General features: G+C 55.4%; 28 protein-coding genes. 14 read left to right on the top strand and 14 right to left on the bottom strand.

Annotation, left to right across the window (positions count from 1 at the left end):
* Positions 1–258 precede the first annotated feature (258 nt).
* Both LG383_RS01950 and LG383_RS01945 read left to right on the top strand, forming a co-directional pair.
* Positions 259–594 (top strand): hypothetical protein, encoded by a 336-nt coding sequence (locus LG383_RS01950; RefSeq protein WP_225758224.1) that lies wholly within the window; start codon positions 259–261, stop codon positions 592–594.
* A 189-nt stretch (positions 595–783) separates the two neighbouring features.
* Complete coding sequence (locus LG383_RS01945; RefSeq protein WP_225758223.1) at positions 784–1,344, top strand: Ail/Lom family outer membrane beta-barrel protein; 561 nt, start codon at positions 784–786, stop codon at positions 1,342–1,344.
* Between the two features lie 87 nt (positions 1,345–1,431).
* Here the strand turns inward: LG383_RS01945 and LG383_RS01940 are convergent, their stop codons facing one another.
* Positions 1,432–2,313, bottom strand: coding sequence for a LysR family transcriptional regulator (locus LG383_RS01940; RefSeq protein ID WP_225758222.1), 882 nt, complete (start codon positions 2,311–2,313; stop codon positions 1,432–1,434).
* Positions 2,314–2,410: 97 nt separating this feature from the next.
* On the opposite strand from LG383_RS01940, the gene LG383_RS01935 reads away from it, so the two are divergent.
* Positions 2,411–3,013, top strand: coding sequence for a short chain dehydrogenase (locus LG383_RS01935; protein WP_225758221.1), 603 nt, complete (start codon positions 2,411–2,413; stop codon positions 3,011–3,013).
* 77 nt (positions 3,014–3,090) lie between these two features.
* On the opposite strand, the gene LG383_RS01930 is transcribed toward LG383_RS01935, so the two are convergent.
* From LG383_RS01930 to LG383_RS01905, 6 genes are all read right to left on the bottom strand, one after another.
* Positions 3,091–4,494 (bottom strand): amidohydrolase family protein, encoded by a 1,404-nt coding sequence (locus LG383_RS01930; protein ID WP_225758220.1) that lies wholly within the window; start codon positions 4,492–4,494, stop codon positions 3,091–3,093.
* Between the two features lie 47 nt (positions 4,495–4,541).
* Entirely contained in the window at positions 4,542–5,489 is a 948-nt protein-coding gene (locus LG383_RS01925) for a carbamate kinase family protein (protein WP_225758219.1), read from the bottom strand.
* Positions 5,486–7,039, bottom strand: coding sequence for a xanthine permease (locus tag LG383_RS01920; RefSeq protein WP_225758218.1), 1,554 nt, complete (start codon positions 7,037–7,039; stop codon positions 5,486–5,488). The genes LG383_RS01925 and LG383_RS01920 overlap by 4 nt, the downstream gene beginning before the upstream one ends.
* A gap of 11 nt (positions 7,040–7,050) precedes the next feature.
* Positions 7,051–8,466, bottom strand: coding sequence for a DUF1116 domain-containing protein (locus LG383_RS01915; protein ID WP_181247306.1), 1,416 nt, complete (start codon positions 8,464–8,466; stop codon positions 7,051–7,053).
* Positions 8,466–10,007 (bottom strand): acyl-CoA synthetase FdrA, encoded by a 1,542-nt coding sequence (fdrA, locus tag LG383_RS01910; RefSeq protein ID WP_225758217.1) that lies wholly within the window; start codon positions 10,005–10,007, stop codon positions 8,466–8,468. Before fdrA ends, LG383_RS01915 begins: the two co-directional genes overlap by 1 nt.
* Before the next feature lie 104 nt (positions 10,008–10,111).
* Positions 10,112–10,717: an ankyrin repeat domain-containing protein gene (locus LG383_RS01905; protein WP_225758216.1), complete on the bottom strand. Its 606-nt coding sequence runs from the start codon at positions 10,715–10,717 to the stop codon at positions 10,112–10,114.
* 319 nt (positions 10,718–11,036) lie between these two features.
* Between LG383_RS01905 and LG383_RS01900 the strand changes: the two genes are divergently transcribed.
* Entirely contained in the window at positions 11,037–11,969 is a 933-nt protein-coding gene (locus LG383_RS01900; RefSeq protein ID WP_225758215.1) for a LysR substrate-binding domain-containing protein, read from the top strand.
* On the opposite strand, the gene LG383_RS01895 is transcribed toward LG383_RS01900, so the two are convergent.
* Entirely contained in the window at positions 11,966–12,124 is a 159-nt protein-coding gene (locus LG383_RS01895) for a YqaE/Pmp3 family membrane protein (RefSeq protein WP_032613478.1), read from the bottom strand. The genes LG383_RS01900 and LG383_RS01895 overlap by 4 nt on opposite strands.
* Before the next feature lie 222 nt (positions 12,125–12,346).
* Here LG383_RS01895 and LG383_RS01890 point away from each other — a divergent pair, with 222 nt between their 5' ends.
* Positions 12,347–12,526 carry a hypothetical protein gene (locus tag LG383_RS01890; RefSeq protein ID WP_106994919.1) on the top strand — a complete coding sequence of 60 codons (180 nt, stop codon included), beginning with the start codon at positions 12,347–12,349 and terminating at the stop codon, positions 12,524–12,526.
* A gap of 42 nt (positions 12,527–12,568) precedes the next feature.
* On the opposite strand, the gene stpA is transcribed toward LG383_RS01890, so the two are convergent.
* Positions 12,569–12,973 (bottom strand): DNA-binding protein StpA, encoded by a 405-nt coding sequence (gene stpA / locus LG383_RS01885; protein WP_106995043.1) that lies wholly within the window; start codon positions 12,971–12,973, stop codon positions 12,569–12,571.
* A gap of 503 nt (positions 12,974–13,476) precedes the next feature.
* On the opposite strand from stpA, the gene alaE reads away from it, so the two are divergent.
* Positions 13,477–13,926 (top strand): L-alanine exporter AlaE, encoded by a 450-nt coding sequence (alaE, locus tag LG383_RS01880; RefSeq protein WP_166183605.1) that lies wholly within the window; start codon positions 13,477–13,479, stop codon positions 13,924–13,926.
* A 32-nt stretch (positions 13,927–13,958) separates the two neighbouring features.
* On the opposite strand, the gene LG383_RS01875 is transcribed toward alaE, so the two are convergent.
* On the bottom strand, positions 13,959–14,303 hold the full coding sequence (locus tag LG383_RS01875; protein ID WP_106994917.1) for a DUF2002 family protein: 345 nt from the start codon (positions 14,301–14,303) through the stop codon (positions 13,959–13,961).
* A gap of 161 nt (positions 14,304–14,464) precedes the next feature.
* Between LG383_RS01875 and LG383_RS01870 the strand changes: the two genes are divergently transcribed.
* The 5 genes from LG383_RS01870 (at position 14,465) to nrdF (ending at position 18,771) form a co-directional block, all read left to right on the top strand.
* The gene (locus tag LG383_RS01870; protein WP_106994916.1) at positions 14,465–14,791 is read left to right on the top strand and encodes a DUF883 family protein; all 327 of its coding nucleotides are present in this window, start codon (positions 14,465–14,467) and stop codon (positions 14,789–14,791) included.
* Positions 14,792–15,017: 226 nt separating this feature from the next.
* Positions 15,018–15,278 (top strand): glutaredoxin-like protein NrdH, encoded by a 261-nt coding sequence (nrdH, locus tag LG383_RS01865; protein WP_106994915.1) that lies wholly within the window; start codon positions 15,018–15,020, stop codon positions 15,276–15,278.
* A complete protein-coding gene (gene nrdI, locus LG383_RS01860) occupies positions 15,275–15,685 on the top strand; it encodes a class Ib ribonucleoside-diphosphate reductase assembly flavoprotein NrdI (protein WP_225758214.1) in 411 nt (136 codons plus the stop codon). The genes nrdH and nrdI overlap by 4 nt, the downstream gene beginning before the upstream one ends.
* Positions 15,658–17,802 carry a class 1b ribonucleoside-diphosphate reductase subunit alpha gene (gene nrdE / locus LG383_RS01855; RefSeq protein WP_225758213.1) on the top strand — a complete coding sequence of 715 codons (2,145 nt, stop codon included), beginning with the start codon at positions 15,658–15,660 and terminating at the stop codon, positions 17,800–17,802. Before nrdI ends, nrdE begins: the two co-directional genes overlap by 28 nt.
* Before the next feature lie 9 nt (positions 17,803–17,811).
* Positions 17,812–18,771 (top strand): class 1b ribonucleoside-diphosphate reductase subunit beta, encoded by a 960-nt coding sequence (gene nrdF / locus LG383_RS01850; protein WP_225758212.1) that lies wholly within the window; start codon positions 17,812–17,814, stop codon positions 18,769–18,771.
* Between the two features lie 41 nt (positions 18,772–18,812).
* Here nrdF and LG383_RS01845 read toward each other — a convergent pair whose 3' ends face one another.
* Positions 18,813–19,682: an aldo/keto reductase gene (locus LG383_RS01845; protein ID WP_225758211.1), complete on the bottom strand. Its 870-nt coding sequence runs from the start codon at positions 19,680–19,682 to the stop codon at positions 18,813–18,815.
* A 162-nt stretch (positions 19,683–19,844) separates the two neighbouring features.
* Between LG383_RS01845 and LG383_RS01840 the strand changes: the two genes are divergently transcribed.
* Positions 19,845–20,744, top strand: coding sequence for a LysR family transcriptional regulator (locus LG383_RS01840; protein ID WP_106994910.1), 900 nt, complete (start codon positions 19,845–19,847; stop codon positions 20,742–20,744).
* A gap of 48 nt (positions 20,745–20,792) precedes the next feature.
* On the opposite strand, the gene LG383_RS01835 is transcribed toward LG383_RS01840, so the two are convergent.
* Positions 20,793–21,584 carry a carboxymuconolactone decarboxylase family protein gene (locus LG383_RS01835; protein ID WP_370635113.1) on the bottom strand — a complete coding sequence of 264 codons (792 nt, stop codon included), beginning with the start codon at positions 21,582–21,584 and terminating at the stop codon, positions 20,793–20,795.
* Positions 21,581–22,075, bottom strand: coding sequence for a cupin domain-containing protein (locus LG383_RS01830; RefSeq protein ID WP_370635155.1), 495 nt, complete (start codon positions 22,073–22,075; stop codon positions 21,581–21,583). The genes LG383_RS01835 and LG383_RS01830 overlap by 4 nt, the downstream gene beginning before the upstream one ends.
* Before the next feature lie 383 nt (positions 22,076–22,458).
* Here LG383_RS01830 and LG383_RS01825 point away from each other — a divergent pair, with 383 nt between their 5' ends.
* Together LG383_RS01825 and LG383_RS01820 are read left to right on the top strand one after the other, a co-directional pair.
* A complete protein-coding gene (locus tag LG383_RS01825; RefSeq protein ID WP_225758209.1) occupies positions 22,459–24,708 on the top strand; it encodes an EAL domain-containing protein in 2,250 nt (749 codons plus the stop codon).
* A 6-nt stretch (positions 24,709–24,714) separates the two neighbouring features.
* Entirely contained in the window at positions 24,715–26,166 is a 1,452-nt protein-coding gene (locus tag LG383_RS01820; protein ID WP_225758208.1) for a GGDEF domain-containing protein, read from the top strand.
* Between the two features lie 121 nt (positions 26,167–26,287).
* On the opposite strand, the gene cspA is transcribed toward LG383_RS01820, so the two are convergent.
* Positions 26,288–26,500 (bottom strand): RNA chaperone/antiterminator CspA, encoded by a 213-nt coding sequence (gene cspA / locus LG383_RS01815; protein ID WP_106994905.1) that lies wholly within the window; start codon positions 26,498–26,500, stop codon positions 26,288–26,290.
* Between the last annotated feature and the right edge of the window lie 315 nt (positions 26,501–26,815).

Here is a 26,815-nt window from a genome sequence, read left to right as displayed (position 1 = left end):
TCGCATACAACGTAAAGCCGATCTCTACGCCTGCGGCGTCGATAAAAATATCGATGTGGGAAGTCCAGCTTGGGGCAGAGGTAATAGCTATCCGGGGGAGATCACAAAGCAATTTTTTGCCCGGGTAGAAAAAGTAGTAGCCTACATGCAAGATAAAGGATACGTAGTGCTGGGCTTCGACCAGTGCGGGCCACTCAAAGCGCCCACGGGAAAATGTAATTAAGTGCTCAACAATCACGGAATAAAGGATAGAAAAATATGCGCGATTCCCAGGCTATTTATAATGATATTGGCTCGGTCCTGGTGGGCGCAGCGCCCGATAACGCCGCAACCATCATCGTGCGTGCTGAGCTGTCGCCCGAAGATGATCACTGCAAATGTGAGTTTGATTATGTGGACAGCACCTCAGGTGAGACAAACTGGTTTACTGCAGGCGCACAGGCCAGTGCTGATTTGCTGGACCTTCTGGTTGAGCTGAGGAGATTTTTTGTTGATAACATCTCATCACAACAGCCCTCTTTCTGGCACGCCTGTGAAATAACGGTCGATGTTGAAACGCTCAGGATCGTTATTAACTTTAAATATGCCGCTTAAGCGCAACCCCCTACCAATATAGGGGAGGCAAATTCCAGGACTATTCCGGCCTTTAAGATTATTCCCTATTTCATCCCCTGCCAAAAAAACCAACAATTTTATCGCTTTATTTGCGGTGGCATATCTCCGGCATGATGTGGGGATATATCCGGCTTCATCTATAAAAAATGACAACAAGGATTACGGAAAATGAACAAAATAGCTCTGGCGGTATGCGTTGCGGCGAGTCTGGCAAGTGGCGCTGCTCTGGCGGATAATCACACCGTTTCTGTGGGTTATGCGCAGAGTAATGTTGAAGACTTTAAAAATATCCGCGGCGTGAACGTTCAGTATCGCTATGAGTGGGATTCCCCGGTCAGCCTGATGGGCTCCTTCACCTATATGAGCGGTGATGAAGACGAGCATTATTATCTCTTCTCTGACTCCGTTAAAAACCACATCGAAGTGAAATATTACTCCCTGATGGCAGGCCCGGCATATCGCCTGAATGATTTCGTTTCCCTGTATGCGCTGGGCGGTGTTGCTCGCGTGAAAGCTGACGGCCACACCACCTGGGTAAACGGCGGCGACAACTATACTCAGCGCGACGGTATCTCTGATAAATCCACCTCTTTCGCCTACGGCGCGGGCGTGCAGTTTAACCCAACCCCTGAGCTGGCAATTCACGTTGGTTACGAAGGTACCACTGCTGACCTGGGTGACGATTACGGGATCGACGGCTGGAATGTGGGCGTAGGTTATCGCTTCTGACCCTCACCCTAACCCTCTCCCTGAAAGGGAGAGGGGACAGTATTGTAGGCCCGGCAAGCGCAGCGCCGCCGGGCGTTACAGGCCGCGCTATTCCCCGGCCTGCATAATATGGGCGATAAACTGGGTTAATTTCGGTAATGGACGTAAGTCCTGCCGCCATAAAAGATGCACCGGTCGGGGTTGTGGTGTGTAACCTTCTAAAACACGTATCAGCCGACCACTCGCCAGCTCGTCCGCCACCAGCACCTCCGGTTGCAACAGCAATCCCGCGCCGGCAATCGCCGCCATCCTCAGCCCGTATCCGTCGTTACAGCGCAAAATCGCATCGCGCTTCCAGCGCACCTCCCCTTCCACGCCTGGCAGCCGCCACTCGTTGCGCGCGGTCCAGACGGTGTGGGATAGACAGAGGTGATCCACCAGGTCGTCCGGCGTTTGCGGTATGCCGTGGCGGGCTAAATAGTCCGGGGCGGCGCAGATCACCATCCGGTACGGGCAGAGATATTTCGCCACCAGATCCTCGGCGTGGATGTCGCCAATGCGGATCGCCAGATCCACCCCCTCCTCCACCAGATCGACCATCCGGTTGGTGAGATCCAGCTCAACGCGTACCTCCGGGAAACGCTGCAGAAAGGTGGCGGTCAGCGGGGCGATCACGCAGCCGCCGAACGAGGTGGGCGCGGTTACCCGTAGCGTGCCCGCGGGGGCGGTACGTAATCGCTCCACCGAACGTTCGGCGATAGCCACCTGCTCGATGACCCGCTTTGCCTCTTCAAACCAGACCCGCCCGGCGTCGGTCAGACTCTGGCGGCGGGTATTGCGCTCCAGCAGCCGGGTGCCCAGCTGCGTTTCCAGCCAGGCGATGTACTTCCCGACCATCACCGCCGACATATCCAGTCGCGTGGCGGCACCGGTGAAGCTGCCGCACTCTACCACCGCGATAAAGGTCTCCATGCCACGAAGCTTATCCATATTGCAAACCTCTGGTTAGTAATGATCTAACTTTAGCCCAGTTTATCCCGCCTCCGGTTTATTAAACAATCAGGGCTCACAACAGAAGGAGTCGGCTATGAAAATCGTCATTATTGGTGCCAGCGGTACGGTCGGTCGCGCCGTGACAGAGGAATTGAGTCGTCGTCATGAGGTGATCCGCGTGGGTCGCACGAAAGGCGATCATCAGGTGGATATCACCTCCCAGGCCAGCGTCCAGGCGCTGTTCGAGAAGATCGGCCCGGTGGATGCGATTGTCTCCGCCAGCGGCGGGCTGCACTTTGGCCCGCTCGCCACCATGACCGACAGCGAGTTCAATCAGGGGCTGCAGGACAAGCTGCTGGGCCAGGTGCGGCTGGCGCTGACCGGGCAGCACTACCTGAGCGAAGGTGGGTCGATCACGTTGATTAGCGGGATTGTCGCCCACGAGCCGATTGCCCAGGGGGTGAATGCCACCACGGTGAACGCCGCGCTGGAGGGCTTTGTCCGTGCGGCGGCCTGCGAGCTACCGCGTGGGATCCGCATCAACCTGATTAGCCCGACGGTGCTCACCGAATCCGCCGAAGCCTACGACGGCTTCTTCCCGGGCTTTGAAAGCGTGCCCGCCGCGACCGTTGCCCTGGCCTATCGCCGCAGCGTGGAAGGGGTCCAGAGCGGACGGGTGTATAGGGTGGGATATTGAGGTAAGTGCGGTCTGTTGCCCTCACCCCTCCCTCTCCCACAGGGAGAGGGCGCAAACACTAAAAACGGTAACTGGCGTTACCGTTTTGCTTTTACCTCCACCGTCCCCCACACGAGGTTCCCGTTATGGAAGGTGGCGGTGCGCGGGGAAATGCGCGCCACCGCTTCGGCGGAGCAGGAGGCGTCCACCAGCACAAAGCTGGCGGCATCCTGGGCTTTGGGCCATACCCGCTCGCCTTTGTCGTTCAGCGGCAGCACGTCGCCGGTGGCAATACCCAATGCGCGGGAGAGCGTCTGCTCGTTCGGGCGGATATAGAGCTGGGCATACAGATTGGCTTTTTCCAGCATATCCCCCAGGCCATACGGCGACCAGTGGTCGATCACGCTGTCGGTGCCGCTGATGACAAACACCCCCTTATCGCGCAGCTGCTTGAGCGGCATATGCAGCGTGCCAATCGGCACCGTCGAGGCGATGGTGATCTGCTGCGCCGCCATGCGCGGGGCCAGGGCATCCACTTCCTGCTCGTTAAGCATCGCCAGGGCAAAGGCGTGGCTGATGGTCAGCTTGCCCTTCAGCTCGGGGGTTTTCTCCACGGTTTGCACCATGTAGTTCACCGCCGCCACCCCCGCCGGGCTGGTTTCGTGCAGGTGGATATCCACCCCTTTGTCGTAATCCAGCGCAATCTGGAACATGAGGTCGAGGGACTTCTCCATCGCCCCGTCGACGCTGGTGGGGTCCAGGCCGCCAACGTAGTGCGCCCCGGCCTGCATCGCCTCACGCATCAGCTTTTCCGCGTTCGACAGCAACAGGCCGTGCTGCGGAAAAGCGACAATCTCGCAGTCGAATCCAGGTTTGCGCCGCGCCAGCACCGACTGTAAATTCTCCAGGTTTTTCAGCCCGGAGGTGGGCTCGATGTTGCAGTGGCTGCGGGCGATGGTGGAGCCCTTCGACTGGATCAGGTCGATCAGCTTTTCCGCCCGCTCCTGAGTGTAAGGTTGCAGCTCCGGAAGCAGCTTTTGCTCAAGGCGGATCATGTCCTGAATGGTGGTGCCTGCCGGGCGATTCAGGGAGCGCCACGGGCCGCCGTAGAAGGTCTTATCCAGATGGATGTGCATGTCGCGCATCGCCGGGAGCAGCAGCTTGCCGCCGCCATCGTAGTGCGGCAGCGTGGCGTCGGCGTGGCTGTTGTTATCCAGCAGGGCGGCGATTTTACCGTCCTTGATCTCCAGGGTTTTCAGCTCGGTGCGGGTGCTGACGGCCACGTCGCCGTCAAAGTTAAACCCGGCCTCCAGCAGCACGTTGTCCAGATAGTAGTGGGTCGCGGTGATGTTCATCGGTTTGCCCGTCTCGCAGGTCGGTTTTGCTGTGTCGGCAGCATACGCGACGGAGCCGGTGGCGCCAAACAGCGCACAGGCGGTGGCAGCGGTTGCGATTTTGCCGCTCTGGCTGAGAAACTCCCGGCGGCTTTTATTCTCACTCATTGTCTTGTCCTTGTATTGTCTCGCGGCGGGCTGGAAGCCCGCCGGGGTTAGGCCACAATATGGGTACCCGTCTCGCCACGCAGCGCCGCAGGCAGGCAGTCCGGCGAGGTGATGATCACCCGCGTGCCGCCATGGTGCAGGAATTCAAGGCTGGCAACGATTTTCGGCAGCATGCTACCCGCCGGGAAGTGGCCCTCTTCCATGTAGCGCGTCATCTGCGCCACGTTCACCGTCTCCAGCGCCTGCTGGTTGGGCTTGCCGAAGTTGATGCACACTTTCTCGACCCCGGTGGTGATCACCAGCACGTTGGCGTGGATCTCCCGGGCCAGCAGCGCGGTGGAGAGATCTTTGTCGATCACCGCATCCACGCTCTGGTAGTCACCCTCTGCACTGCGGATCACCGGAATGCCGCCGCCACCCGCGCCAATCACCACAAAGCCTTTTTGCGTCAGGGCCTTGATGGCATCGGCTTCGACGATGCGCACCGGCTGCGGCGAGGCCACCACGCGGCGGTATCCCCGGCCGGAATCCTCGACGAAATGCCAGTCGGGATGGGCGCGCTGCAGCTCGTCACGCTGGGCTTCGCTGAAGAAGGCGCCAATCGGTTTAGTCGGATGGGTAAAGCCGGGGTCGTTTTTGTCGACCTCGACCTGGGTGACCACCGTCACCGCCTTTTGCTCACCGCGGGCGGCAAGGCGGTTGTTCAGCGCCTGCTGGATCAGATAGCCGATCCCGCCCTGGGTATCGGCCACGCAGTTAGCGAGTGGCGTTAAAGGCAGCCCTTCGCGCTCGTGGGCGATTTCCGCCCGGCGCAGATCCAGCCCCACCTGCGGGCCGTTGCCATGGGTGAGGACGATGTCATAGTCGGAGGCCAGCATCTCCAGTACCGATTCCGCGACCGCTTTTACCGCCTGTGCCTGGTGCTCAATCGACTGGCTGGCGTTATCTTTGATAATGCTGTTGCCGCCGATGGCGACGACCATAAGCTCTTTCATACGTTTTCCTTCGCAACAGGGACAGGTTCAACGGTCACTGCTTCACGGCTGTCGAGGAAATGCTTCAGCACAAACATGCCGCTCATCATCAGGTAGGCCAGCACGAAGGTCAGCGAACTGCCCTCGGCGAAGCCGACCACCGGGGCGTGGATCACCCCGAACAGGGCCAGCAGCGCACCGACGGCGGCGGCGATGGCACCGCGCAGCGGCTTGTTGATGATGGAGAAGATCGCAATACAGCCCCACAGCATGCTGGCGAGTGGTGCACCGTTACCCAGGTGCATCAGCCCTTCGTAGTAAATCCCTTTGCTGTGCAGCACGTCGGTGCCGATTTTCGCCGCGTTAGTCCCCGCTGCCCCCATCACGCTGTTCATCATGGTTAACGCCCAGTTGGCGATCCACGGGAACAGACAGATGAAGATGACGGGCACCTCTATTTTGGGCGTTTCCCTCACCACCTGGTTGGCGGTGACCACGCCGATAAACACCAGAATCGGCACGATAGCGGTCATCGGGATGATGGCGAGCATAAAGGCCCCCAGCCCGAACAGCGGCACGATGAACATAGTCACGCCGGAGGCCAGCGTGTAGCCGATGCTCGCCCCCATCGCTTTCCAGCCCGCGTGGCCGACGTAGACCGTCACCGGGAACGGGTTGCCCATCAGGCAGCCGAGCATCGAGGCCAGACCGTTGGCCAGCATCACCTTGCGGGTCGGGTACTCATCTCCCGCCGCGTGGGCGCTTTCGATGTTCTCAAGGTCAAAGATATAGTTCGCCAGCCCCAGCGGAACCGCAGAGGCCAGGTACGGCAGGGCGTGCGGCAGACCCTGCATAAAGCTGTCGATATGCACTTCCGGCGGGTTGAAGCCGAAGGAGGACATCGAAGCTTTGATCGCTTCCGGGCTCTGCATACCGGAGATCCACGCCAGCGCGGTCCCGGCCACCAGCAGCAGCAGACCGGTAGGGATACGGGCGAAGATCGGCTTTTTACCAAACCAGTTGATGAAGATCAGCAGCAGCACGATGAAGGAGACCGTCGGCGCTTCGAAGGCCTGCAGCATCGGGTTCATCGCCAGCAGCAGCAGACCCAGACCAGACAGGCACGACAGCAGCACGGTACGCGGGATCATCTTGCGGATGGTCTCCCCGAGGAAGGAGCCGCCCGCGAGGATCATCGCCTCCACGAAGCACCACACCAGACCAATCTGGATGGCGAAATCCGCATCGCCGGTCTGCTGATAGACCGGCATCAGCACCAGAAACGTCACGGTAAAGATCGACGGGGCGCTCGGCCCCGACGGCAGTGCGGTCACATCCGTGCGCCCGGTCTGGCGCGCCATCTGTAAACCAAACCACGCGTAGCAGACGCTCGCCACCAGTACCGCCAGCCCGAAGGCTGGCGCAATACGTCCATAAACAATCTCTTTCGGGATGCCGACGACAAAAATGAGCAGCCCCATCATGGTCAGCAGGTTGGTCAGGTTGTTGGTCATCAACCCGAAGTACGCCGCCCAGTCACCTCTTTTCCACTCCAGTTTCATGCTTTTCATGGATGCTTACCTTATAAGAAGTAGCGATCGCGGAAGGTCAACAGCGCCTTTTCAAAACAGCTAAACGGCGGGTGAACGATGCCCGCCCCAATCATGCCGATCCCGGCGTCCTTGTGGGCAATCGCCGTGTTGATCACCGGCAGAATGCCGCTGCCCGCCACTTTCGTGATGTCGATAGCGGTGGGGATGCCCATAAACGACAGCAGCGGGATGGTGACGTTGGGGTTTTCCCCGAGGGTGATCTCGCGCATCTGGCGGGAGAAGTCGATGGCTTCTTCCACCGTACCGCCCACCAGAGCGACAATCGCCGGGGCCGTCGCCATCGCAAAGCCGCCGATGCCGTAGGTTTCGGTGATGGCGCTGTCGCCGATATCCAGCCCGGAGTCTTCCGGTTTGTAGCCCGCGAACATCGGGCCAATCACCTGCTGGGCCGGGCCGGTGAACCACTGTCCCGGCAGGCCGGAGATGCGCAGGCCGAACTCGTAGCCGTTGCGCGCCATGGTGGTGACCACGGTGCTGTACTCGATGCCGTGGGCGGCATCCAGCGCGGCTTTACACATCGCCATCCATGTCGGGCCGGAGAAGTAGTCGCTGCTGGCGACAAACTCAAACACCTGGCGCTGCTGCTCCACCGGATAACCCGCCTGGATCAGCCCCGGGGTTAAGGCCTGGATCAGCAGCGTGGTGCCGGCGTTGTTGCGGTTGTGGCACTCGTCGCCCATGTGCAGGGCCTGAGCCAGCATCAGACGCAGGTCGATTTCGCCGATGATCTTCATGGCGTCGCGCAGCATCGGGCCGAGCACGTCGCGCATCCAGTTCAGACGATCGATGACGCTCTGGTCGTTGGCGCCCATGCGCAGGATCTTCGCCATCTGCTCGCTGAGGTTGGTGAAGGCGCGGTTGCCCCAGGTTTTGTTCTCGACGATGTGCATAAACATCGATGCCGAGGTGACGCCCGCCATCGAGCCCACGCAGTCGTGCTCGTGGCACGGGGAGAAGGTAATGTCGCCAGAAGCCGCCAACCGTGCCGCGTCTTCGAGGTCTTTGGCTAACCCTTCAAACACCAGCGCCCCGGTAACCGCGCCCTTCATCGCCCCGCACATGTTTTCCCAGGCAACAGGCGGACCGGCGTGCAGGATGGTGGTGCGGGTCATGCCCGGCACCACGTTGATGGCCTGATCGAAGCCCACCAGCACCGGGTGGGACTGGATAATGCGCTCCAGGGCAATCTTGTTGGCGGCGGCGATTTTCTCCGCCAGCGGTTTATCTGCCAGCTGATCGAGGGCCTCGACCACCTGCATATTGCCCTGCCCCGGCGGGGTCCAGTCGAGATGGGTGACCGGGACGTGCTGCTTTTTCAGGTCGTCGCTGAACATGGCGATGCCGACGTTAATGACGTTCAGCGGCTGGTTAAATAAGGTGGTCATCAGGCTTTCTCCCCTTTGCAGACAAATTCACGTGCCAGTAATCCGGTGTTGGTACTGCTGCTGGCCCAGATCACGCCCGCATCGGTCAGGAGCTGGCACTGCTGGGTCAGGGACGGAGAATCCTGGTCGGTGCCGAGCACGTAGCCGAGGATCTCCAGCGGACGGTTGTCGGCTCTGGCGATCGCCTGCGCCTCCTTGATCGCGTCGATCATCACCCCGACCGGATCCTCGTGCGATCCGAACCCGAGGACGAAGTCCATGACGATCACCCCCACTTGCGGATCGCGGGCCTCCTGCAGCAGGCGGCTGATGCGGTTGGTCGGGTCGATCATCGGGTGCGGTTTGCCGTTGGTAAAGTCATCGTCGCCAAAGTCGAGGAAGGTGTGGGCCTGGCTGACGTTGATATCTGCCAGACGTCTGGTCGGATCCGGCTGAATATTGCTGTAGACGTCGTCGTACTTTTCCAGCGCGGCGAACATCGCTTCGTCGCACAGGGTGCCGCCGCAGAACAGGCCGCGGATGTACTTCTGCTGCGGGGTCAGACGGGCGCGCACCTCTTCGATCAGCGGCCAGTTGAGCGGGTGCAGATCCAGCGACTCTTTTTTAATCCCGGTGAGCAGGACCGCCTTCAGCGCTGCCTCTTTGGTGCCGCGGGCAAACTGTAATTCCGCTTCATCGGCAGGCGGTTGGTTGCGACCGAGGAAACAGACCACCACCGGTATACGGCAGGCGCGGGCGCGGGCCAGCACTTTCTCCGCCACCGCAGGCGCAGGAGGTTTGGAGATCAGGGCGATGACCTGGGTGGCGTCGTCCGCCTCCAGCATGGCGATGGCGTCGAGCATCATCAGCCCGCCGATCTTTTCGCTCAGATCGCGACCACCGGTGCCGATCAGCTGGGAGATACCACCGCCGAACTCGTGGATGCGCGCGCTCAGCTCCTGGCTACCGGTGCCCGACGCGCCAACGATACCAATCGGCCCGCGGCGCACCGCGTTAGCAAAGCAGAGCCCTGCCCCGTTAATGATGGCAGTCCCGCAGTCCGGCCCCATCAGCAGCAGCCCCTTCTCGTGGGCCAGCTGCTTGAGCGCCAGCTCGTCGTCGAGGGAGACATTGTCAGAGAACAGCATCACGTTAAGGTCGCTCTCCAGCGCCTGACGCGCCTCGCGGGCGGCAAAGGTGCCGTTGACCGAGATCACCGCCAGATTGGCGTCCGGGCGGTGAGTTTTGGCGCTGGCGAGGGTGGCGTAACGCGATTCGTGTGAGCCGCCGCTCTCTTTGCGGGTGAACAGGGCTTCGATGGCGGCCAGGGTTTCGTCGTTGGCAGCCTCGCCTTTAATAACAATCATCAGGTCGCCGTTTTTGGCGTCGGCTAATTCCGGCGTCAGCAGGCCGAGATTTTTTAATACGCCTTTATTCATTTCGGTGGCCATGGCGACAAAGGCCTGTTCCACGCCGGGTAATTTGTTGGCTTTGGTGGAAACCGACATCAGCGATACGGAATCAAAATAAGTATTCTTTTTTATAACGATTTTGGTGGGCATTACGTCCTCCTGGATGCGGGCAAAAGGGGGCCACATCACGCCCGAAGGCATGATGGAAAAGGCTGTTTTTAGTGCAGGCCAGCCGGACATGGCTGGCCGGGGTATTACGCGCCGGCGGCGAGCAGCAGATCGGCGATCTCGTTGAAGCCTTTTTCCCGCGCCAGTTCGAGAGGGGATTTACCGTATTTGTCGGTCATGTGCGGGTTGGCGCCGTGGTCGAGCAGTAATTTCACAATCGCCTGCTGGCGGGCACCACCGTCATTGAGGACGATGGCTTCGAGCAGCGGCGTCCAGCCCACGAAGTTGGTGTGATTAACGTTGATGTCGGTGTGGGTCAGCAGCTCCTGCACCACCTCCAGATGGCCTTTCTCGCTGGCCGGGGTGATGCCCACGCCGCCGAAGCGGGTCAGCCTGTCGAGATCCGGCTTGGCCGGCAGCACCAGGCGCAGCAGAGTGAGATCGTTGGTCAGGCAGCTAATCAGGAACGGGTTGAAACAGGTCTGATCCTGCTGGTCGATATTGGCCCCGGCGGCAATCAGCAATTCCACGCAGGGATAATGTTTATTCAGGCTGGCAATAATAACGGCGGTTCTTTTCTGACGGTTGGTGGCGTTAATATCCACCCCTTTTTCCAGACAGGCTTTTAATGCGTCACCATTTCCCTGTTCGGCGGCCAGCAGAAATTCAGTGACGAGCTCATTGTTGGACATATCCACACTCCTGGTTTTCCTTTCTGATGGACTGAGCATAGCAACGGCCTGGTCAGAAAAGAATCCGCTTAAAAATGATTCATCGACAGCCAATTCATTGTTGAGTTAAATTTAACAGTGGAGTCAAAATGTGCGTCTGTGCAACCTTTTCCTTATGTTTTACCGCTTTTTAAGCCCTTAAACTGCATTCTGCTTATGTTTACGCAGCCCTTGTGCCGCGCGGCTTGCAGCAAATTATCAGAACTGTGACCGACATCAAGTGAGTTGTAACTGCGTTGTTAAAATATGTTCAAAACTGATGGGTGTCCGGAGCCATGATATGAATTCCATCTTTACCGAAGAGAACCTGCTGGCCTTCACCACCGCGGCGCGTTTTGGCAGCTTCAGCAAAGCCGCTACCGAGCTGGGGGTGACCACCTCGGCCATCAGCTACACCATCAAACGGATGGAGACCGGCCTCGACGTGGTGCTGTTTGTGCGTAACACCCGCAGCATCGAACTGACCGAATCGGGGTTCTACTTCTACCGCAAAGCCATCGACCTGCTGAATGACTTCCACGCCATCAAGCGCGGGATCGACACCATCTCGCAGGGCATTGAGACCCGGGTGCGGATCTGCATCAATCAGCTGCTCTACACCCCGCGCCACACCGCCCGCCTGTTGCAGGTACTGAAAAAGCAGTTCCCTACCTGCCAGATCACCGTCACCACCGAGGTGTACAACGGCGTCTGGGATTCGATCATCAATAACCAGGCGAATATCGCCATCGGTGCCCCGGATACTCTGCTGGACGGCGGCGGGATCGATTACACCGAGATTGGCGCCATCCGCTGGGTGTTTGCCATCGCCCCGGACCATCCGCTGGCACTGGCCCCGGAGCCGCTGGCCGAGAGCCAGCTGCGGCTGTACCCCAACATCATGGTGGAAGACACCGCCCACACCATCAACAAAAAAGTGGGCTGGCTGCTGCACGGTCAGGAGGCGATTCTGGTCCCGGATTTTAATACCAAGTGTCAGTGTCAGATTCTGGGGGAAGGGATTGGGTTTTTACCGAAGCATATGGCGAGAGAGGCGATGGAGGCGGGACTGCTGGTCACGCGACGGATTAATAACCCGCGCCAGGACTCGCGCATGCTGCTCGCCACGCAGCATGCGGCTACCGGCCAGGTCACCCGCTGGATCAAACAGCAGTTTGCGCCCCAGGGGGTGTTGACCGGGATCTACAGCGATTTACTGTGGCGAGATTATTAGCTGCGGCTCTGGACCCAGAACGCGTGGATCAGGCCCGGGATGTAGCCCAGCAGCGTCAGGATGATGTTCAGGATAAACGCCCAGCCAAAGCCTTTGCCCAGCAGCACGCCAAGGGGCGGTAAAATAATGGTAATTACGATACGCCAGAAACCCATAAATTCTCCATGCAAGCAGTCAGGTCATTGTATAAAAAGAGATTTTAACTCTAAGCGTAGTGAGTCTACGCAGACCTGCCAGCGTTCGCGTGCAGTTTTACCCTCTTTTACCCTCTTTACACAGGTTTAGGCTGGCGATTTAGGAGTAATCCGCGCGGGACGCTGTACCCCGGCCTGCGTGTGGGCTACTGTTAGGGTCGAAACAATCATGAGGAGATAACCATGTTTTCTGTTGGCGATTATGTACAACCGCGTATGGGCGGCCCGAAACTGAAAGTGATCGAAGTGCATGACGATCAGATTGTGGCGGTGCAGGCGAGTAACGAGCAAGGTGAGAAATTCACCCTGAAGGCAGCGGACGTGACGCTGTATAAAGAAGAAGGTGATTTTGGCGTCTGCTAAGCAGACGCTGGCGGGCGGGGTTATTCCGCCCGCAGGCAGAGATTAAATCAGGAAATCATCCAGGGATTTGCCTTCTGCCAGTGCCGTGGCAATAGGCTTCGGCGTACGGCCCTGACCGGTCCAGGTTTTTTCCTGACCATCAACATCGGTAAAGCGATATTTTGCCGCACGCGCCTGGCGTTTTTTCGGCTGCGCCGGGGTGTTCAGCAGATCGGAACCCAGCAGATCTTCTGCTGAAATACCGTCGGCTTTCATTTTTTCCAGCAGGGCGTTAATTTTCTCACTCTGCGCGGCACGCTGCTGTTCAACTTCAGCCTGTTCATTACGTTTCTCTTCCGTGACGATGCGCAGCTTTTCGAGCATATCTTCCAGCACGTCCAGCGAGAATTCGCGCGCCGTTGCGCGCAGGGTACGAATATTATTAAGATTCTGTAACAGCGAAGTCATATTAAATGAAAACCTTTTCAAGTCGATAAAATAAGCAATAGCGGCCATGGTAATTCATTTGTTTATGAACATCCAGACAACAGCGCACGAAAATATAATTTATGTCAAATTAAATCAAATATAGAAAATATAAAGCGCGGTGCTTCTCTTTTTGTATGATTTATCCTGATAAACCGTTTGATGATTATTTAATTCCTGAACATTTCCAGGGAAATTTCCCATAAATCCCCCCTGAACACAGCGCGCGCCAGACGCCGAGAAATAAAAACATAACCCGTTGTTTGTCATCAGGAAAGTCAATGAGCGAAGAGAAAATGCCGCCGCGCTGGCAAAACCGATTCGTTTAGAGAATTTTAGGGACAAAACGCCATTAAATAAAAATTTATCACTAATTGTAGGTTTCAATGTAGAGAGATACGCTATACACGAAAAATAAAGCAAACTAAAGCACTAACCTAACCCGCTTTAGCCTCTCTGTTATACGACCTTCAAGGAGTCAGGACATGTTCTCTCGGCAGTCTCGCCTGCGCCACGCGGTAGCGGATACCTTTGCCATGGTGGTCTACTGTTCGGTGGTGAACATGCTGATTGAAATATTCCTCTCCGGAATGAGCTTCGAGCAGTCGCTTTCCTCCCGGCTGGTGGCGGTCCCGGTGAATATCCTTATTGCATGGCCCTACGGTTTCTACCGTGATGCGGTAATGCGCGTTGCCCGTCGCTACTCGCCTTCCGGCTGGATGAAAAACCTGGCGGACGTGGTGGCCTATGTCACCTTCCAGTCGCCGGTCTATGTCGCGATTCTGCTCACGGTGGGTGCCGACTGGCACCAGATCGCCGCGGCGGTAAGTTCGAATATCGTGGTGTCGATGCTGATGGGGGCGGTGTACGGCTATTTCCTCGATTACTGCCGACGACTGTTCAAAGTCAGCCAGTATCATCAGGTTAAAGCGTAAGGCACAGCGACTGGCGATAGCCAGTCGCGTCGTTATTGCGAGTCGCCAAACAGGCCTTTCAGAAAACGTTCCAGCGCCATGCGGGAGCTGAAGCCGTGGGGAATACCATAATGCTCCTGGTTGTTGCCCCCTAAATAGAGCGGGAACTGCTGATAATGGTCGCTGGTTTTCATCTCTGACGCAGGATCCGCAAAGGTAAGACTTTTCTCTTTCAGCGTCGGGTGAATGATCAGCGCCGTGCGTCCCATACGGGCTTCCCGGTTCACATAAACATAATTATCGCCACGACGGTACCCGTATGCTTTTTGGGTTACCACATCCACGGTAAATCCCGCTTTTTCAAGTTCGCGCGCAACCTCATCGGGTCGTAAATACATATTCTTTCCTCGTTATCATGTCCTGCGGGGCAACCTTACCGTATTCAGCAATAGCAGCGCTTTCAGAAAAATCCATAAACGGCCTGATAAGCCGTGACCGGCTTCAGATATTAAAAAGGTGGTCTAAACTGTTAATTACCGCAAATTCAAGGGAGATGCATATGTTTAACCGTTCAAACCGAAACGATGTTAATGACGATGTTCAGGATATCCATAGCGATGTCAGTAAATTAGCGGATTCGCTGGAGAGCGTTTTGAAATCCTGGGGATCGGATGCGAAGGGCGAAGCGGATGACGCCAGACGTAAAGCTAAGTCGCTGCTGCGCGAAACCCGTGCGCGTCTGCAGGGTCGTTCCACCGGCAAGCAGGCTGCCTGCGATGCTATCGGCTGCGCGAACACCTTTATCCGTGAACGTCCGATGTGCGCGGTAGGTACCGTCGCCGCGGTAGGGATCTTTATCGGCGCGCTGCTCGCCCTGCGCAAATAATCCCCGATCCGACTCAATCCTTCTCAGCCCCCATGCCCTGCGGTATGGGGTTTTTTCTTTTTTAAGCCCGTGCGTTCCCTCTCCCGCTGAACCTGACAACGACAGTCAATCTGGCAAATTTTCCCATATCTTGTATGGTTGAAACTTACGACAACTACATCTAGTATTCCCTTAAGCAAGACAGACTCCGGGTGACGCACTCACTGGCGTCGGAATCCTATTCTAGATGGAAATACGAATCATGCGCATTATTATTTACACTCGAAACAACTGTGTGCAGTGCCATGCCACCAAACGCGCCATGGAGAGCCGGGGCGTGACCTTTGAAATGGTGAACGTTGACCTGGTGCCTGACGCGGCAGAGACGCTCAAAGCTCAGGGGTTCCGCCAGCTGCCGGTGGTGATCGCCGGGGAGACCAGCTGGTCCGGCTTCCGCCCGGATCTGATTAACCGTCTCCCGCAGCCAGCCCAGGCCGCCCGGGCATGAGCCTGCTCGTCTACTTCTCCAGCAGCTCGGAGAACACGCACCGTTTTATCGAGCGTGTCGGGCTGCCCGCCGTACGTATTCCGCTCAACGAGCGGGAGCGGATCCAGGTAGACGAGCCTTTTATTCTGGTGGTGCCCAGCTACGGCGGGGGTGGAACGGCCGGGGCGGTGCCGCGGCAGGCGATCCGCTTTCTCAACGATCCGCATAACCGGCGGCTTATCCGTGGGGTAATTGCCGCCGGCAACCGTAATTTCGGTGAGGCGTTTGGCCGCGCCGGGGACGTCATCTCACAAAAATGCGGCGTGCCGTACCTCTATCGCTTCGAGCTGATGGGGACCCAGCAGGACGTCGACAACGTGCGTAAAGGAGTGAACGAATTTTGGCAACGACAACCGCAGAACGCGTAATGCAGAGATCGACCGATTTCCATGCGCTGAACGCCATGCTGAACCTGTACGATCGGGACGGGAAGATCCAGTTCAGCAAAGATCATGAGGCGGTGGACGCCTTTTTTAACGCCCACGTCTACCCCAACAGCATGGCCTTTGCCAGCCCGCAGGCGCGTCTCGACTACCTGGTCAGCGAGCGCTATTACGACCCCCGGGTATTGTCGCGCTACGACAGCGACGTTGTGCTGAGCCTGTTCGCCCACGCTCACGCCAGCGGTTTTCGTTTCCAGACCTTTCTCGGCGCCTGGAAGTTTTACACCAGCTACACGCTGAAAACCTTCGACGGCAAGGAGTACCTCGAGCACTTCGAAGATCGGGTGGTGATGGTGGCCCTGGCCCTCGCCCAGGGAGATGAAAGCCTCGCCCGCCAGCTCACCGACGAGATGCTCGCCGGACGCTTTCAGCCCGCGACGCCCACCTTCCTCAACTGCGGCAAAGCCCAGCGCGGGGAGCTGGTCTCCTGCTTCCTGCTGCGCATTGAAGACAATATGGAGTCGATTGGCCGGGCGGTGAACTCGGCGTTGCAGCTGTCGAAACGCGGCGGCGGCGTGGCGTTTCTCCTCTCCAACCTGCGGGAAGCGGGGGCGCCGATCAAGCGCATTGAGAACCAGTCCTCAGGGGTGATCCCGGTGATGAAAATGCTGGAAGATGCCTTCTCGTACGCCAACCAGCTCGGCGCGCGCCAGGGGGCCGGGGCGGTCTATCTTCACGCTCATCACCCGGATATCCTGCGTTTCCTCGATACCAAACGCGAAAACGCCGACGAAAAGATCCGCATCAAAACCCTGTCGCTGGGGGTGGTGATCCCGGATATCACCTTCCGGCTGGCGAAGGAGAACGCCGACATGGCGCTGTTCTCCCCCTACGACGTGGAGCGCCTCTACGGCAAGCCGTTTGGTGATGTGGCGGTGAGCGAGCTGTATGACGACCTGGTGGCGGACGCGCGGGTCCGGAAGACCTGGCTCAACGCCCGCGACTTCTTCCAGCGGCTGGCGGAGATCCAGTTTGAGTCCGGCTACCCGTACATCATGTATGAAGACACGGTGAACCGCGCCAACCCCATTGCCGGACGCATCAACATGAGCAACCTGTGCTCTGAGATTTTGCAGGTCAACAGCGCCTCGACCTACGATGAGGATCTGGACTACACCCGAGTCGGGCACGATATCTCCTGCAATCTGGGCTCGCTGAACATTGCCCACACCATGGACTCCCCTGACTTTGGCCGCACCGTCGAGACCGCAGTGCGCGGCCTGTCGGCGGTGTCGGACATGAGCCACATCCGCAGCGTGCCGTCGGTGGAGGCCGGGAATGCCGCCTCCCACGCCATCGGCCTCGGGCAGATGAACCTCCACGGTTATCTGGCAAGGGAGGGGATCGCCTACGGCAGCCCGGAGGGGCTGGACTTCACCAACCTCTACTTCTACACCATCACCTGGCACGCCCTGCATACCTCGATGATGCTGGCCCGGGAAAAGGGGCAGCGTTTCGCGGGCTTTGAACAATCGCGCTACGCCAGCGGGGAGTACTTTAATCAGTATCTGGAAAACGACTGGCAGCCGAAAACAGAGAAGGTGCGCGCCCTGTTCGCCCGGGCGGGTGTGACCCTGCCGACGCGGGAGATGTGGCAGCAGCTGCGGGACGACGTGATGCAGTACGGCATTTACAACCAGAACCTGCAGGCGGTGCCACCCACCGGGTCGATCTCGTACATCAACCATGCGACATCCAGCATTCACCCTATCGTGTCGAAAATCGAGATCCGCAAGGAGGGCAAAACCGGGCGCGTTTACTACCCTGCCCCCTTTATGACCAACGAGAATCTGGCACTGTATCAGGACGCCTACGAGATCGGCCCGGAAAAGATTATCGATACCTATGCCGAGGCGACGAAGCACGTCGACCAGGGGCTGTCGCTGACGCTGTTCTTCCCGGATACCGCTACCACCCGCGACATCAATAAAGCGCAGATTTATGCGTGGAAGAAAGGGATCAAAACCCTGTACTACATTCGCCTGCGCCAGCTTGCGCTGGAAGGCACCGAAACAGAAGGCTGCGTGTCCTGCGCGCTGTAAGGAGAGAGGATGAAACTGTCACGGGTACAGGCCGTTAACTGGAACAAGATTGAAGACGATAAGGATCTGGAGGTGTGGAACCGCCTGACCAGCAACTTCTGGCTGCCGGAAAAGGTGCCCCTGTCGAATGACGTCCAGTCCTGGGCCACCCTGAGCCACGCCGAGCAGCAGCTTACCATTCGCGTCTTTACCGGCCTGACCCTGCTCGACACGGTGCAGAACACGGTGGGCGCGCCGGGGCTGATTGCCGATGCGCTGACCCCGCACGAAGAGGCGGTGATGTCGAACATCAGCTTTATGGAGGCGGTGCATGCCCGCTCCTACAGCTCGATTTTCTCGACGCTCTGTCAGACCAAAGACGTGGATGCCGCCTACCGCTGGAGTGAAGAGAGCGACGCCCTGCAACGTAAAGCTCAGCGGGTGCTGGAACAGTATCGCGCCGACGAGCCGCTGAAGAAGAAGATCGCCAGCGTGTTTCTGGAGTCATTCCTGTTTTACTCCGGCTTCTGGCTGCCGATGTACTGGTCGAGCCGGGGCAAGCTGACCAACACCGCGGATCTGATCCGGCTGATCATCCGCGACGAGGCGGTACACGGGCACTACATCGGCTATAAGTACCAGAAAGGGCTGGAGAAAGTCAGCGAGGCGGAGCGGGAGGCGTTAAAAGGCTTTGCGCTGGATCTGCTGATGGATCTGTATGACAACGAGCTGGCCTATACCGAGGAGCTGTACGCCGGAACCGGCTGGGAGGAGGATGTGAAGGCCTTCCTCTGCTACAACGCCAACAAGGCGCTGATGAACCTCGGCTACGAGGCGCTGTTCCCGCCGGAGATGGCCGAGGTGAACCCGGCGATCCTCGCCGCGCTGTCACCGAACGCCGACGAAAATCACGATTTCTTCTCCGGATCGGGCTCGTCATACGTGATGGGTAAAGCGGTCGAGACCGAGGATGAGGACTGGAATTTCTGAGGGTTTCACCCCGACAAGGGGTGAAACAGGGGCGCAACGGCTCAGTCGTGAATTTTGACGCCCAGGCAACCGCGAACAAAGTCGGGATTAAAATGCTTCACGGACTCCCCGACGTAACCCAGGTCGAGGGCGTCGATCTGGGCCATTTCGCTCTCCGTCAGGGAGAAATCCCAGATGGCAAAATTCTCTTCAATGCGCTCCTGATGGGTCGATTTTGGAATCACCGTCACGCCGCGCTGGACGTTCCAGCGCAGGACCACCTGAGCAATGGTTTTGTTATGGGCGTCGGCAATGCCCTGCAGCATCTCATTGTCATACGGCTTGTGTCGCCCGCCGCCCAACGGGGCCCAGGCTTCAGGCTGCACGTTGTAATAGCGCATGGTTTCCAGGGCGGCAGGCTGGGCAAAGTACGGATGCAGTTCGACCTGATTGACCATCGGCCTGATTCGAACGGTTTCACAGAAGTTGGCTAATACATGGGCATAAAAATTGGACACGCCGATGGCTTTCAGTTTACCGGCTTCATAGGCCGCTTCCATCGCCCGCCACGCGCTGAAGTAGTCCCGCATGGCCTGATGCAGTAAGTAGAGGTCAAAATACTCTAGTCCCGATTTTTCTAACGACGCCTCGATACCGGCTCTGGCGGTCTCGTAGCTGGCCATGTCCTGTACCCACAGTTTTGAGGTGATGAACAATTCCTCGCGGGTGCACAGACCTTCGGCAATGGCTTCACGAACGGCGTCACCCACGGCATCTTCATTGCCATAGACCGCAGCCGTATCGATCAGACGATAGCCTGCACGGATCGCGCTCAATACGGACTGTTTACACTCGTCTTTGTCGGTGACCTGAAAAACACCAAAACCGGCCATCGGCATTTTCAGGCTGTTGCTTAATTCTGCATATTCCACGCTTGCGCTCCTCTGGACTGTCAAACGTCCATTCTAAAATGAAAAGACGACAGTGATTAGGCGATGGAACCTGATATGAATTATGCAAATAATTCATGAATCACTTCCGTTTGACGTTGCGCTACACTGGCTTTTCATTTTTTCGGCAGTAAGGGGCAGAACGTGGCGCGGGAAAACCTGAATGATTTGATGACGTTTATCGTTGTCGCACGGGAAAAGAGTTTTACCAAAGCGGCGGCCCAGTTAGGCATTTCACAATCCGCCCTCAGTCACAGCATGCGAACTCTGGAATCCCGTCTGGGGATGAAACTCCTGACGCGTACCACCCGCAGCATAGCGTTAACCGATATCGGCCAATCCATGCTGGACGATCTGGGTCCGTACATCGATGGCATCCAGGGACGGTTACAGTCGCTGAAGGATCTCAACAGCAAAGCCGCCGGCACCGTGCGCATCTCCACCTCGGATTATGCCATCAGCTCGGTCATCTGGCCGAAACTTGAACCGCTGCTCAGGGACTACCCGGATATTAATCTCGAGCTGATTGATGACTATGCCCTGACGGATATCGTTTCTGGCCGGTTCGATGCCGGAACCCGCCTGGGAGAGCAAATTTCCAACGGCATGATTTCGGTGCGCATTGGCCCGGATGTGCGCTTTGCCGTCGTCGGCTCGCCGGACTATTTTTCCCGCAACCCTTACCCGCAGCATCCTCACGACCTCATCGATCACAACTGCATCAATCTGCGCTTTCCCACCCACGGTAACCTGTACGTCTGGGAGTTCGAGAAAGAGGAAAAATGCCTGAATGTCAAAGTCAGCGGTCAGCTGGTGTTCAGCCGTATTTACCAGAATCTTCAGGCGGCGGTGGAAGGGTATGGACTGGCGCATGTTCCGCGGGATATCGCCGAAAAGCACATCGCACGCGGGGAACTGATTAGCGTGCTCGAAGACTGGTGTCCCTACTGGGAGGGGTATTACATCTACTACCCGGAAAATCGCAACCTGTCGAAAGCGTTCCAGCTGGTGGTGGACGCGCTACGCCATTACAAACATCCCTGATAAAAAAGGCCCCGCACTGGGGCCTGGTTTATTCGTGCTGTTCTCTTCTCAGGCAGGTTGTCTGCCCGCAAACACCTCTTTAAACACCGGCAATGCCGAGAAGATATTTGGCCAGCCGGCAACAAACGCGAGCTGGGTCAGCACCTCTGAGGCCTGAGTCTGGGTCAAACCATTATCCATCGCGCGATTGAGATGATAAGGCACCTGCGCCACCTGCCCGGCGGTCACCAGGGCGCTAACGGTCACCAGACTTCTGTCCCGGGGCGCCAGGCCTGGCCTCAGCCACAGGTCCAGAAAGAGCGCCTCTGTGGTGTACTTCACGACACCTGGCGCAACCTTGCCAAAGTTTGATTCCACCAGCGTGGCGCGTTGGGTCTCTTTCTCTTGATCCAGAGGCAGCAAAACCACCTTTTCGTCTGGCAGTGACGCCGTCTCAATATGGCGCTGAGCAAATACGTGACGCGCGACCAGTGCCGCAGAGGTGGCATTTGGCCAACCGGCGTAAAACGCCAGATGGGTAATGGTCTCAGAGATCTCCGTTGGCGTGACCCCACTGTCCAGCGCCACGTTAAGGTAATGAGGAAGCTCGGCGGTATCGTTACGACTGATAAGCGCCGCAACCGTCACCAGACTGCGGTCGCGACGCGACAGTTCCGGGCGGTTCCAGAGATCCTTTTCAATAAAGCGTTCGGAATAGGCCGCCATTGCGGGCGCGACTTCCGCCACTGCGCCCTGCGCATCTTCTGATATCATTTTCGAACTCCTGTTTTGCGTGGTCTGGGAAACGCATCCGCTCATCAATAATAGAGAAACCGTGACCAGCACTGACTTCTTAATCATTCATGTGCTCCTGCCTGCAGATACTGTTCATCCGTGACTTTTTCAAGCCAGTTTACGTTTTCACCTTTCTCATTCGATTCCTGAATGGCGAGATGCACCATCGTGGTTTTATCTGTGGCGCCGTGCCAGTGTTTAACCCCGGGCGGGCATTGAATAACATCACCCGCGTGGATAGTTTTTCGCTCCCCGCCCCACTGCTGAACCCAGCCCGTGCCCGAGGTAACGACCAGCGTTTGCCCGAGGGGATGGGTATGCCAGTCGGAACGCGCCCCGGGTACGAAGGTGACATACGCTCCTCCCGTCCTTTGCGGTGCGACAGCGGAGAAAAGAGGGTCAATGTAAGCACGCCCGGTAAAGTGCTCAGCGGGTTCGGCAATAGTTGTACGGCTGCCTGTTTCTGACAGTGTCATTTGAGCTGAAGTGGCGGTTTCGCCATGTGCAGACATGCCCGCGAATAACAACAGTGATGCAGCTACAGAGGTGAAACGGATCATCGTACTCTCCTGTTGTGAATGAAACGGTGGATCCGGTACCGGGGAATTTATTTGAACTATTGTTAACAGAATAAAACGACGTGTTAATAGCCATTATCAGAATAGAAAAATGAGACAATTTCATTAATCCCATCGGACAGTGGTTTGTCGTCGGAAAATGAAGGCTGGCGGGGTTATATTAATGGAAATATCGCTTTGCACGCTTTCAATTTATAAGGACTATATCTTTATTCGAAAGCGAATAGCGGAAAACCCGGGTAATCATTTTCATAAAAAACCAATTTGCGTTAAGATTAATCTGCATATGATATGCATGTTATCGAACCAGAAGGGATGCCGCACATTGCTTCAGGGTAACTCTAATCTGTAACGAACATTTTATGAAAATTATTGAATCTATAAAGTCTCACTATAATTTATACAAAAGCAGCAAAATTCTTCACACAGTGATCACATTTATTACGGTATTGCTTTTTCTGCCTGTGTTGCGAGAATTTTCTCCGCGCGTGGCGATAGATCATACTGTTATTTACGTGGCGTATCTGCCCATCAGTCTTTTTATCGCACTGGTAGGTATTTATGGTGCCAGCGTGTTGCCCGCGCTAACGCTGGCAACATATTGGTCCTTGCACCGGGAATTGCTCCTCAACGCCACTCAGACCTGGGCGGTGACGCTCAGCCTGATGATCCCCCTTGCGGTTGCCCAGTGTATATTACATAAAAGACTGGGGCGCTATGCCAGAATAGATATCACCAGCAGTACGGGCATTTTTTCCCGGCTGTGGTGTTATGGTTTTATTTATCCTATTCTCGCCCAGGCGGCAATGTATATTGTTGGCGCGCTAACCCTCATCCCGGACGATTTTCAATACTACTTTTCAGCCAGCGAAATTCGTCTGTTGATCCTCAACCTGCAAAGCCTGATGATGCCCGCCGTGGTCTTTAGCTCCGGTTTGTACTATTTATTACGATTATTGACCTCATGGAATTATACCCGTAAGTTCTGCACAAAGAATATTCTGGATGCCAGCAACCGAAATGCATTAATCGTCTGGATGCTCGTTATTAGCGTCCTTATTTGTACCTATACGAGCGTCAGCCAGTACCCGGTTATCTCCAGCTATGCCATTCCGCTGGTATTTCTGGCTTTTGTGTACGGCGTCATTAATTTTAGCGCGGCGATCATCTCGCTGACATGGCCGCTTGCCATCTTTATACTTATCACCGGGAATCCTCAGTTTATTAAAACTGTCGAAAAGGGTCAGCTCTTAACCTCTTTCTCCGCCTTTTTTATCGTGTTCACTATCGCTAATGCCTATCTCGCGACGATGAAGCGAAACCTGAAGGAGGCGAACGTAAAAATAACCAGCGCCGCCCTCAGGGAGCCGCTGACCATGCTGCCGAACATGATGCTGTTGAATAAAGATCTGCAGCAGCTTACCCATCCAGCTATGCTCTGTTACGTAAAAATATTTTCTGCCGATAATCTTGATAAGCATCTTGGCTTTACCTTCCGGGTTAACGCCAAGGTCGCCGTTTATTATCTACTGAAAAAATTCCTGCCCAAAAAATGCAGCGTCTATTCCGTTCCGTATGGCGATTTGTTGGTTGTTCTGCCGGAGAAAGAGGGCCGCAGCGTCATGCAGGGGCTGCTGAAGAAACTGAATCAGGCAAAATCCTCTACCAGAGTGAGCGACGTGGACGTGGCGTTCGGCCTCTCCTGGATGACCTTTAACGCGCAGGTTGATTTAAGCAAATCTATCTCTGAGCTTGATTATCTGGCGACAACCAAAGGTCAGGATCACATTAGTGCGCTGGATAAAAACCTCCATTTCATTGAGCAACATATGACGCTGGATATCGCATTGTTGCAAAAACTCAAGCACGCCTTGCTTCATAATGACCTCGTGCTGTATGCACAAAAAATAGAACATACTCATTGCGACACCCAATATTATGAGATCCTCTGCAGGATGAAACTCGACGGGAAGATCGTGACACCGGATAAATTTATTCCGACGATTACGGAGTTTGGTCTGTGCGGACTGCTCGACTTCAAGGTGCTGGAGGCCTTTATCGATTTTTATCATCAAAATGTGCTTACGTGCCAACACATCCGTTTTTCACTGAATATCACGCCGGAAACACTGGCGGATGAAAATACGGCGGAAAGAATTATCTTCATGTTCGAGAAAAAGAATAAAAAACCGGACAACATTGTCTTTGAAGTGACGGAAGAACAGTTGTTCTTAAATGAAAGAAATGTCATCAATAATATTAACAGCTTGCGTCATTATGGCTTTGAAATTGCTATTGATGATTTTGGTACCGGGTATGCTAACTATGAAAGGCTGAAAAATCTTGATGCCGATATCGTTAAAATTGACGGGATGTTTATCAGAGAGATTATCAGTAACAGAGTGGATCAGCTGATTGTGAAGTCAATCATTGATATTGCCCGGGCCAGGGGGATGTCTGTCGTGGCTGAGTATGTGGAGACGCAGGAACACAAGGTGTTGTTATCGCAGCTTGGCGTTGATTATCTCCAGGGATATCACATCGCGAAACCGCTGCCGCTGGCGTGCATTATGAAAGAAAAAGCAGCATCCAGTGAAGATTATCCGGAGTAAATGGTTATGTATCTCTTTTCCAGAAAGAAAATCGCCAGCAAAGTCTATTCGATCTCCGCAGCAGCCTGCGTAATATTTTTAGCGATCATGATGGCGTTTATTTTCCTCCATCAAAAGAATGAAGCCATCAAGTTGACCAATGAGGTGCGGGCTAAACTGCTGAACATTTTTGATGAAAATGAAAATATAGCCGATGCGATTACAACCAAATATACCACCTCCCTGCAAAATGGCGGGTGTAAAATCCCGGCGCTGGTACAGGATAATGACCAGTGGCACTGGCAGAAAACCAGCGCCGCCGGGGATCATGGCAGCCTGTTTATGAATACCCAGCCCACTTTAAATGAGCGATGCCTGCTCTCGTCGGCGATTTTTGTGCGGGATAATATTGCGAAAAGCGATCTTTCCACTAAAGAGGGGTTTCGCTATATCATTTCCACACGGCAAAAAATGTTCTATTTTTTTAGCCGCATCGATACAGACAATTTTGCCATTGAAGATTCAATCATGTTCAATAATCTTCAATTCTATATTCCCACCATGCCGGATTACTATAAGCGTAAACTGACCCATAAACTGACGCAAAAGGGCACAGTCGCGACCCCCATTTATCATGACATGATCACTAGATCCAACGCCTACAGCGTGGTGAGTTTTATCTATGATCTGAACAGTAGCAATGTGCCGGTCGCCTACCTGCTCTACGATCACAACCTTGAAGAGCTTCACGGCCTGGCGAATACCCTGTTCCGCCATAATAAATGGGTGAGGATCACGCTGCGTGAGACGGGTAGCCTGAACGAGTTGTGCATTTTTGGCTGCGATATCGATCATCATTTCCAGACTAACGTTGAATCAGGGCTGTCATCGCAGTTTAAGGTGATAACCCATATCGACATGTTCGGGTCTGTTTATCACAGCGTGATGTTTAAGCTGCTTATTCCGGTCACCCTGCTGCTGTTTATGCTGATGGTAAAACTGACATCACGCTATCTGACGCGTGTTGCAAGACACACATTAATCGACCACTTAACCGGTCTGTACAGCAGGAAAATCGAATCTGAACTCAAGCCCGCCACCCTTGAAAGACGTTTTTTTGCGCTGGTTGACTGTAATAAATTCAAAATCGTTAATGACAGGTACGGTCATGCCGTTGGCGACAAAGTGCTACAGATGGTCGCCGACGTGATTAAACAGACGATCCGTAAAGAAGATATCGCCATTCGTTATGGCGGGGATGAGTTTCTGATCATTATCAAAACCGAACAGAAAAGCGATGCGCTGCTGGTGATGGAACGAATCGCTGAAGAGATTGCCCGGCGGTCGATTGGGGTGAATGACGACGTGATAACCAGCACCATTTCATATGGGGTGAGCAAGTTTAACCGGGACCTCAAAACCAGCATCTTATTGGCTGATAAAGAGATGTACAAAATGAAAAAGCGGCAGGCACAATAGTCAGCAAATGAAGAAAATAAAAAACCCGCACAAGGCGGGTTTATTTTATTATCAGCGGAGATTAACTGCTCAGGCTATTACCTTCATCGCTATCGTAATTACCACTGATAATTAACGCAGATTACAGGACTGTGACGTTTCCGGCAGCAGGACCTTTCGCGCCATTTTCAATGGTGAAAGAGACTTTCTGGCCTTCTTCCAGCGTTTTGAAGCTGTCGCTCTGGATAGCAGAGAAGTGTACGAAGACATCTTTGCTGCCGTCATCAGGGGTGATAAAGCCGAAACCTTTATCTGCGTTAAACCATTTTACTAAACCAGTCATTTTATTAGACATAGATAATTCCTTAATGATGAGCCACTTAACCGCGGCGATGATGGCCTGTATTGCGAGAGTTACTTACCTGGCACTTAGGAGGAGACTCATGAAGAAGGGTATCTTTGGATAACACTTGAACTGAGGACTGCTTTACTAAAACTGCTTTCGTAAGGTCTGTTTTCCAAACCGATGGCGCTATTAAGACATAGATAAATTAACTGCGCAATGTTTATATTATTTATTTTACCCATATAAACACCCGGATGGCTGAATGGCTGCCCTCTCCTGCCAGTTATATTTTTCAGCTTTTCCGACCGAAGGAATATATTCCCG

The organism is Leclercia sp. Marseille-Q4284 (assembly GCF_916618945.1).
Classification (GTDB): domain Bacteria; phylum Pseudomonadota; class Gammaproteobacteria; order Enterobacterales; family Enterobacteriaceae; genus Enterobacter; species Enterobacter tamurae.
This window is presented reverse-complemented; position numbering and strand designations above follow the sequence as displayed.